This window comes from Roseateles sp. P1_C1_2, from assembly GCF_056406535.1.
In genome coordinates this window covers 112516-121817 of the sequence record NZ_JBFUAB010000027.1, presented here as the reverse complement: position 1 = coordinate 121817, position 9302 = coordinate 112516, and the positions used below count along the sequence as shown (strand labels likewise).

Here is a 9302-nt window from a genome sequence, read left to right as displayed (position 1 = left end):
CGCTGGCGCAGCGGGCTGATCTGGGTCGGGGTGATGGCAGCCATGACGGCTCTCCTTGATCCGCTCGGGCACATGCCCGCATCGGTCAAGGTACGCCGTTCAACCTGCTGGCTTCCCAGCCAGCACACCACCGCGTCAGCGGTTTAGTTCAACGTGTTCTGTGGAGACAGCCATCGCCTCCTAGGCAAGGAAGCTGCGCCCTAGCTCGGCGCCGACTGGCGAACTCAAGCGATTGATTCATCATCAACTTTTTTTCATTGACTGTATAAACGTACAGCATTAAATTTCCACCAAAAGCGGCGCGCCGTTACAAGTTCTCTCGAACAGAGGTGGTGCCGCTGGAAGGCTCATGATGCCAGTCCATTTGCTGAACCTGCCACCTCGGGGAAACCTGCGACCACGGCCGTCGACGACGGAGTTGCCGCCCCTGCGGTCCGTCCGCGTGCTCGATCAGTTGCGCGAGCGCTGCCGGCTCCTGCACTACAGCCTGCGTACCGAAGAGGTCTATGCGTACTGGGTGAAGGCCTTCATCCGTTTTCATGGGTTACGGCATCCGTCGGAGATGGGTGGCCCCGAAGTGGAGGCCTTCCTGATGCACCTTGCGAATGACCGCGCGGTGGCCCCGTCAACGCACAGCCAGGCCCTGTCGGCCCTTCTGTTCTTCTATACCAAGGTGCTCGCGCATGACTTGCCGTGGCTCAAGGAGATCGGGCATCCCCGCCGGCATCGGCGGCTGCCGGTGGTGCTGAGCGTCGACGAGGTGGCCAGGGTGCTCCGAGGCATGAGTGGCGAGCATCTGTTGCTGGCGCAATTGCTGTATGGCACAGGCCTGCGGATCGCCGAGGCGCTGCAATTGCGAGTCAAGGACGTCGACTTCGGTCAGCGCGCGCTGATCGTGCGCGAGGGCAAGGGCGCCAAGGACCGCGTCGTGATGCTGCCTCAGTCGCTGACGTCCGCCTTGCGCGCCCAGATTGCACAGGCTAGGCTGACGTGGGCGGGTGATGTCGAGGCCGGCATGGCGGGCGTGGAGATGCCGCATGCCTTGGACCGCAAATACCCACGCATGGGTTCGAGCTGGCCGTGGTTCTGGCTGTTCCCGCAAGGCCATCACTCAACCGACCCGCACAGCGGCGTGGTGCGCCGCCACCACCTTTACGACCAGACTTTTCAGCGCGCATTCAAGCGCGCCGTTGAGGCCGCGAGCATCGACAAGCCTGCAACGCCGCACACGCTGCGGCATTGCTTCGCTACTCACCTTCTGCAAGCCGGTAGCGATATCCGCACCGTCCAAGAACTACTCGGTCACTCCGATGTAGGCACCACGATGATCTACACCCACGTACTCAAGCTGGGCGGAGGCGCAGTACGCAGCCCGCTGGATGCCTTGCCAGCGGCCGCTTCGTAGATTGGCTGGGTCCGGTTCAAGCGCCCAGCCTTGCTCAATCCAGCACGAACACCACCGCGCTGCGCGCCGGTACCTGGAACACCCCCGCGACTGCCTTGGCCTCACGCGCCACGCGCTGGTCCGCCGCCTTCGCGCCACGCTGCACCGGATGCAACTTCCATGCAGCACCAGCCTCTTCAGTCAGCTTCAGCGTCTGCGCCGTCGGCGCCACATTGATCAGCGTCATCACCGCCTTGAAGCGAGCTCCTGCCAAGCCACGGCCGTCGATGCGCGTCGCGACCAGCACCGGGTTCTGCCCCGCACCGCTGCCCGGGAAGCTGACGCGCTTGCTGATCTCCGCCGCACTCGGCAGCCGCAGCAACGTCGTGCTGGCCCTGATCTTCAGCAGATCGCGGAAGACGTCGCGCGCCCAGGCAATCTCGGCCGGACCCGGCGCAATGGATGCATCCGCCAGCCGCTCCCGCGCCAGCTCCCAATCGCGGCCATCCTTGCCAAAGTTGTCCTGCTTCGGCGGCAGGCCGGTGCCGAAGTGGTTGCTTTGATAACTCCAGTCCAGCCGGTTGAACCAGTCGCCGCTGTCATAGCTGTTGCGGTCCATGCTCTTGCTGCGCAGGATGTCCTGGCCGGCATGGAAATAAGCGATGCCCTGGCTGAAGGCGACGACGGCCGCGCCCAGCATCTGCACGCGGGCGCGGTCCTCGCGCGAGGTGTCGCGCGGCAGCTTCAGCGCGTTGATGTCGAACAGCGTCTGGTTGTCGTGGTTCTCCACGTAGTTGACGACCTCGCTGGGCTCGCTGACGAAGCCAGCCGGCTGGTCGCCATAGGGCATGGCATCCAGGCGCTTCTTCTCGCCGCGCCAGGTCGTCAGCTCATAGCCGCGCAGTGAGCCGGCCAGGCCGACGCGGATCATGTCGGCGGCGGTCAGCAGTTCCTCGGGTTTGGCATTCCCCAGCGCATTGGGCGCATAGACCTGGCCATTGAGCCAACCCTGGCGGCGCACGCTATCGTCACCGCCCTCACCCGCACCGCCACCGCGCGCCGCGTCGCGGCCACGGTCGCTGAAGGAGCCGATGCCGCTGCCGTTCAGGCTCAGCTGCGAGGCCTGCACGAAGCGCGCGCCGTTGCCCACTTCGCCGAAGTTCCAGCCCTCGCCCAGCAGTTGCACGGGCCGGCCGGCTTCGGCGTTGACGCGCTTCTGCAGCCTCTCCATCGCCTCGCGCGGCTGGTGGCCCATCAGGTCGAAGCGCATCGAGTCGATCTTGTATTCACGCACCCACAGCGCCGCCGAGTCGATCATCAGCTTGGCCATCATGCGGTGCTCGGTGGCCGTGTTGTCGCAGCAGGTCGAGCGCTCGATCTCGCCCCTGGCGTTGAGGCGGTGGTAATAGCCCGGCACCAGGCGGTCCAGCACGGACTTCTGCGCCTGGCCGGCGGCCGACATGTGGTTGTAGACCATGTCCATGCCGACGCGCAGCCCGGCCTGGTGCAGGGCCATCACCATCGCGCGGAACTCGATCACCCGCAGCAGCGGATCGGTCGCGTAGCTGCCTTCCGGCACGTTGAAATGCCAGGGGTCATAGCCCCAGTTGAAGCAGTCGTCGGCCGCCACGGCCATGACGGCGGCCTGCTGGGCCTCGCTGTCGGCAGGCGCCGCCGGCACGGTGGGCGTCTTGCAACCACGTTCGGGCACGCTGGCGAGGTCAAAGACGGGCAGCAGATGCACGTCGGTCAGGCCGGCCTTGGAAAGCGCCTGGAGGTGCTTCATGCCGTGGGACGAGCCCTCGGTGAAGGCCAGGTATTTGCCGCGCCAGGCGGGCCGCACGGAGGCATCGCTGACGGAGAAGTCGCGCACATGCAGTTCGTAGATCACCTGGTCGGTGGCAGCCTTCGCACGCGTCGGGCGCGGGGCGGCGTCCCAGCCGCGCGGCTTCAAAGCGGGTGACGCGAGATCGGCCACGATGCTGAGCCGCGAGTCGGCCGTCAGCGCAACGGAGTAGGGATCGGTGACGAGGTTGCGCACCCGACCGTGGGTGAGCGTGACGACGTCGACGAGGTAGCGATAGGCCTGGCCGCTCAGGTTGCCCGGCAGTTCCGCGCGCCACGCACCGGTCGCGGCATCGAAGCGCATCGCATCGACGGCGACGGCGGGTGATTCGGGGCCGGCGTGGCGGCACAGCAGTACGCGTTGTGCCGTGGGGGCCCAGACGGCAAAGCGCGTCTGCGCCTTGGCGGGATGGGCGCCGAAGTCGGTCACCCCTTCGGCCGCGGCGTAGAGGTCGTCGAGCGCGCCCGCGATCTGGACGCCTGTCGACGCGATGGCGCGGCCGTCGGCGGCCTCGTGCACCAGCTGCAGCGGGTCACGCAGCAGCGCCGCGGTGTCCGTGCCGGCAGCCAGCGCGAAGCGCGGCCCGTCGCCGATGAAGCGGAAACGGATCGGCAATGCGGTCGTGCTCGGCAGCAGTTCAAGCGTTTCGCCCGGCCCGTTTGACCTGGCCCGATGCAGTCGCACACGCTCGCCGGCCTGCAACTTCAGACCCGGCCATTGCAGCGTGCGCGCATCCAGCCAATAGGCCTCGGCCGCCACTTTGGCGGCGGGCGCCGGGACCGGCACCTCGGCATTGCAATCGTCCAGATCGGCCGCCCGCGCAGCGGTGGTGATCAGCGCCAGGCTCAACAACGTCGGCAGCATGAGGCGAGAGGGCACGAAGGTCTCCTTGTTATTTTCGAATAGTAGCAAAACTACATTCATCGAAACACCTATGGCGCATCACCCTGGAGCATCGGTATGCTCGCCGGCGACTTGATGAGTAGTTTGATTACATGAATCGCTTCCAAGACAAGTTTTCGACCGCCGCGACCCTGCTCGCTGCAGCAGCCCTGACGGCCTGCGGCGGGGGCGGCGGATCGAGCGCCCCAGCGCCCTCGCCCGCCCCTGCTCCAGCGCCCGCACCGGCGCCCGCTCCGCTGCCGGCGCCCGACGTCAGCACCGTCGCCGCGGCCGATCCCGGCAGCGCGCTGCCCGAAGGCTGGCAGCGCGGCGCCTTCATGCAGATCTTCGTGCGCAGCTACCAGGACAGCGACGGCGACGGCATCGGCGACCTGCGTGGCCTGATCAGCCGCCTGGACTATCTGAAGGACCTCGGCGTCGGCGGCATCTGGCTGATGCCCGTCACCAAGAGCCAGGACGGCGACCATGGCTATGCCGTCAGTGACTACCGCGACATCGAGCCGGCCTACGGCAAGCTGGCCGACCTGGACGAGTTGATCAAGCAGGCCCATGCGCGCGGCATCGGCGTCATCCTCGACTACGTGATGAACCACAGCGCCGGCCAGCACCCGCTGTTCGTCAACGCCAGCAACTCAGCCACCAACCCCTGGCGCGACTGGTATGTCTGGCAGAACCCGGCGCCGACGGGCTGGAGCATCTACGGCGGCAACCCCTGGCGCAGCACGGCCAACGGTGCCTACTACGCGCCCTTCTGGGACCAGATGCCCGACTTCAACCTGCTGAAGACCGAGGTCGTCGATTTCCACAAGAACGCGCTGCGCTTCTGGCTGAATCGCGGCGTCGATGGCTTTCGCTTCGACGCCGTCGGCAACCTCGTCGAGAACGGGCCCAGCGCCTGGGAAGACCAGCCGCGCAACTACACCTTGATGAACGAGGTGCGCCAGTTGCTGAACGGCTATTCGCGCCGCCACATGGTCTGCGAGGGCCCGGCCGACCCGCAGGGCTTTGGCGCGCCCGCGGCCTGCGGCAGCGCCTTCGCCTTCGACCTGCAGAACGCGCTGATGGGCTCGGCCCGCGGCCAGGCGTCTGCGGTCAGCAACCTGGCCAACTACTTCAAGACGGCCACCCCCGGCATGGCGCCCATGCTGTCCAACCACGACAGCTTTGCCGGCCTGCGCCCGGCCGACCAGCTGGGCGCCAATCTCGCCCAGCTCAAGCTGGCGGCCAGCGCCTATCTGCTGCTGCCCGGCACGCCCTTCATCTACTACGGCGAAGAGATCGGCATGCGCGGCGCCGCCTCGCTGAGCGGCGACGCGGCCATCCGCACGCCGATGAGCTGGTCCACGGCCGCCAATGCGGGCTTCTCGACCGCAGCGCCTTACCGCGCCCTGGCCGCCAACGCGGCCAGCAACAACGTCGCCGCCCAGCAGGCCGACCCCGACTCCCTGCTCAACCACTACCGCGCCCTGCTCGACCTGCGCAAGTCCCTGCCCGCGCTGCGCGATGGCGGCTACACCAACGCCAGCGCCGTCGACACGGTGCTGACGTATCAACGCCGCAGTGCTGGCCAGACGGTCGTGGTTGCGATCAACTTCGGCAGCAGCACGGCCCAGGCCAGCAGCGCCGACCTGCCGGCCAACGCCGCGCTGCAGGGCAGGCTCGGCGCGACCGACACCACGGCCGACGCCACCGGCACCGTCCGCATCGCCATGCCCGCGCAAAGCCTGCGCGTCTACGTCGTTCGCTGAACATGCAAATCAGAACCCTCATCAGCACCGCCCTCGCCACCGCACTGGCCCTGCCTGCAGCGGCACAAATCGACACGACACCCGTGCCTGCCCGGCCGCAGGCGAGCACCCTGCCCGCCGACTGGCAGCACGGTGTCTTCATGGAAGTCTTCGTGCGCGGCTACCAGGACAGCGATGGCGACGGCATCGGCGACCTGCGCGGCCTCACGAAGCGGCTGGACTATCTGAAGAAGCTCGGCGTCAGCGGCCTGTGGCTGATGCCCATCACCGCCAGCTCCGACCACGACCACGGCTATGCGACGACCGACTACCGCGGCATCGAACCGCAATACGGCACGCTGGCCGACTTTGACGAGCTGATCCGCGAGGCGCACAAACGCGGCATCGGCATCGTGATGGACTACGTCATCAACCACGCGTCCTGGCAGTTCCCGCCCTTCCAGCAGGCCGTGGCCGACCGCGCGAGTCCCTGGCGCAGCTGGTTTGTCTGGAACACGAATCCCGGCCCGGGCTGGGACATCTGGGGCAAATATCCCTGGTACGACGCGGCCGCCAAGCCCTGGACCTGGACCGGCGAATGGAAGGACATGCCGCCCATCACGCCCGGCTCGCCCGACATCTTCTTCGGCACCTTCGGGCCCCACATGCCCGACTTCAACCTGCGCAACCCCACCGTCGTGCAGTACCACGAGGACTCGCTGCGCTTCTGGCTCAACCGCGGCCTGGACGGCTACCGCCTGGACGCCGTGCCCCACCTGATCGAGAACAACGCCAAGGACTGGAACGACCAGCCCGAGAGCCGCGTGCTGACCAAGAACTTCCAGGACCTCATCAAGCGCTACCCTGGCCGCTACGTCGTCTGCGAGGCCACAGCCGAGCCCATCGCCTACGGCAACCCCGACCTCTGCGGCGGCGCCTTCGCCTTCAACCAGAACTACGAAATCATCAAGGCCGCCAAGGGCGAGGTTGCGGCGGTGCAGAAGGTGGCCGACTACTACCGCAGCATGTCGCCGACGATGGCGACCTTTCTGCACAACCACGACATCTTCACCGGCCAGCGCGTCTGGGATCAGCTGCATGGCGACGAGGCCCGCTACCGCCTCGCGGCCGCGAGCTATCTGCTGCTGCCCGGCACGCCCTTCGTCTACTACGGCGAGGAAATCGGCCAGGCCGGCATCGACGGCAAGGGCGATGATCCGCTGCGCTCACCGATGAGCTGGACAGCCGCGGGAGGCTTCACGACGAGCAGCCAGCCCTTCCGCCCACTGGCCCTGAACCGCAGCGCCCACAACGCCGAAAGCCAGCAGCGCGACGCGGGCTCGTTGTTCAACTTCTACCGTGAGCTGATCGCCCTGCGCCGCGCGTCGCCGGCACTGACGTCGGGCCGCTACGAGTCCGACCGCGTCGACGGCGCCGTCTGGAGCTTCCAGCGCGTGCAGGGCAAGGAGCGCGTCCTCGTCGCCATCAACTACGGCGACACATCGGCCACCATCGAACTGCCGGCGCGTGCCCGGGCGCTCTATCCCAAGGGCGGCGGCGCCACGCTGCCGCCGCTGTCCGTGCGCGTCTATCGACTGCAAGCGCCATGAAAGCCCTGATCACCCTAGCTACTGCCCTGCTGATGAGTCTGAACACGATGGCCGCCGGCCTGCAGCATGTCGAACCGCCCAACTGGTGGGTCGGCATGCGCGACACCTCCCTGCAACTGATGCTGCATGGCAGCGGCATTGCCGGCGCCCAGCCGACGCTGGCGCCCTACCCCGGTGTGATGCTGAAAGGCAGCCACCGCGCCACCAGCGCCAACTACCTCTTCATCGACCTCGACGTGAGCCCCGACGCCAAGCCGGGCGAACTGGTGCTGGACGTCGCCGGCACGACGCTGCGCTACCCGCTGCTGGCCCGCGCGCCGGGCTCGGCGCAGCGCCAGGGCTTTGGCCCCAGGGACGCCATCTATCTCGTCGTGCCGGACCGCTTCGCCCAGGGCGGCAGCGGCAAGCCCGCCGACATGAAGGAAGGCATCCACCGCGACGACCCCGGCGGCCGCCACGGTGGCGACCTGGCCGGCATGCGCCAGCACCTGGGCTACATCGCCGGCCTGGGCTTCACCCAGGTCTGGCCGACGCCCCTGGTCGAGAACAACAGCGCCAGGTACAGCTATCACGGCTATGCGGCGACGGACTTCTTTCGTGTAGATCCGCGCTTCGGCAGCAATGACGATTTCGGCGCCTTCGCCAACGAGGCTCGGGCCCAGGGAGTCGGCGTCATCCAGGACATCGTGCTCAACCACATCGGTGGCGGGCACTGGTGGATGACCGACCTGCCGGCGCCGGACTGGGTCAACCAGTGGCCTGCGGGCTACACCGAGACCCACCACGCGCGCATGACGCTGCAGGACCCCTACGCCTCGCCCAGCGACCGCCTGCGCTTCACCGATGGTTGGTTCGTGCCCGGCATGCCCGACCTCAACCAGCGCCGCCCCGAGCTGGCCACCTATCTGACGCAGATGACGCTGTGGTGGATTGAGCGCTACGGCCTGTCGGGCATCCGCACCGACACCTACTCCTACTCCGACCGAGACTTCCTGACCCGCTGGTCGGCCCGCGTCATGCAGGAGTACCCGCGCCTGAACATCGTCGGCGAGGAATGGAGCCCGCACCCGGCCGTCGTGTCCTACTGGCAGCGCGGCAAGAAGAACCATGACGGCTATGTGTCGTACGCGCCCAGCCTGATGGACTTCCCGCTGCAGGGCAATCTGCTGGCCGCGCTGACCGAGGACGACGGTGCCCACACCGGCCTGACCAAGCTCTACGAGGGCCTGGCGCATGACTTCGTCTACCCCGACCCGGCCAACCTCGTGCTGTTCGACGGCAACCACGACACGCCGCGCATCTTCTCGCTGCTGAAGAACGACGTCGGCCTGACCAAGATTGCGCTGGCCTACCTCGCGACGACGCGCCGCATTCCGCAGCTCTTCTACGGCAGCGAACTGCTGATGCGAAGCCCCGTGGAGCGCGACGACGGCCGCGTGCGCGCCGACATGCCCGGCGGCTGGCCCGGCGACAAGGTCAACGCCTTCACCGGCGCAGGCCTGACCGCCGAGCAGCGCGACATGCAGGACTGGACGCGCCGCCTGTTCAACTGGCGCAAGGCCGTGCCGGTCGTCCACGATGGCGCCCTGATGCAGTACGCGCCGCTGGAGGGCTGCTATGTGTTCTTCCGCTACGGCGGTGGCCGCACCGTCATGGTCGCGTTGAACAAGGGGACCAAGCCGGTCGAGCTCGTGCTGTCGCGCTTCAGCGAGCGTGTGGCCAGCGGCGACCGCGCCCGCGATGTGCTCAGCGGCCGGGATTTCCCACTCGGCGCCACGCTGTCCGTGCCGGCGCGCAGCCCCCTGATCCTGGAAATCTCGCGCTGAACAAAA

General features: G+C 67.4%; 5 protein-coding genes. 4 read left to right on the top strand and 1 reads right to left on the bottom strand.

Features of this window, described 5'->3' with window-relative positions; genetic code table 11:
* Positions 1-352 precede the first annotated feature (352 nt).
* Positions 353-1405: an integron integrase gene (locus tag AC1D2H_RS24705; RefSeq protein ID WP_478012782.1), complete on the top strand. Its 1053-nt coding sequence runs from the start codon at positions 353-355 to the stop codon at positions 1403-1405.
* Positions 1406-1439: 34 nt separating this feature from the next.
* Here the strand turns inward: AC1D2H_RS24705 and AC1D2H_RS24700 are convergent, their stop codons facing one another.
* Entirely contained in the window at positions 1440-4109 is a 2670-nt protein-coding gene (locus AC1D2H_RS24700; RefSeq protein WP_478012781.1) for an alpha-1,6-glucosidase domain-containing protein, read from the bottom strand.
* A 116-nt stretch (positions 4110-4225) separates the two neighbouring features.
* Here AC1D2H_RS24700 and AC1D2H_RS24695 point away from each other — a divergent pair, with 116 nt between their 5' ends.
* The 3 genes from AC1D2H_RS24695 to AC1D2H_RS24685 are packed head-to-tail and all read left to right on the top strand — an operon-like array spanning position 4226 to position 9296.
* Entirely contained in the window at positions 4226-5881 is a 1656-nt protein-coding gene (locus AC1D2H_RS24695) for an alpha-amylase family glycosyl hydrolase (RefSeq protein ID WP_478012780.1), read from the top strand.
* 2 nt (positions 5882-5883) lie between these two features.
* Entirely contained in the window at positions 5884-7470 is a 1587-nt protein-coding gene (locus tag AC1D2H_RS24690) for an alpha-amylase family glycosyl hydrolase (RefSeq protein ID WP_478012779.1), read from the top strand.
* The gene (locus tag AC1D2H_RS24685) at positions 7467-9296 is read left to right on the top strand and encodes a glycoside hydrolase family 13 protein (protein ID WP_478012778.1); all 1830 of its coding nucleotides are present in this window, start codon (positions 7467-7469) and stop codon (positions 9294-9296) included. The genes AC1D2H_RS24690 and AC1D2H_RS24685 overlap by 4 nt, the downstream gene beginning before the upstream one ends.
* The last annotated feature ends 6 nt before the right edge of the window (positions 9297-9302 follow it).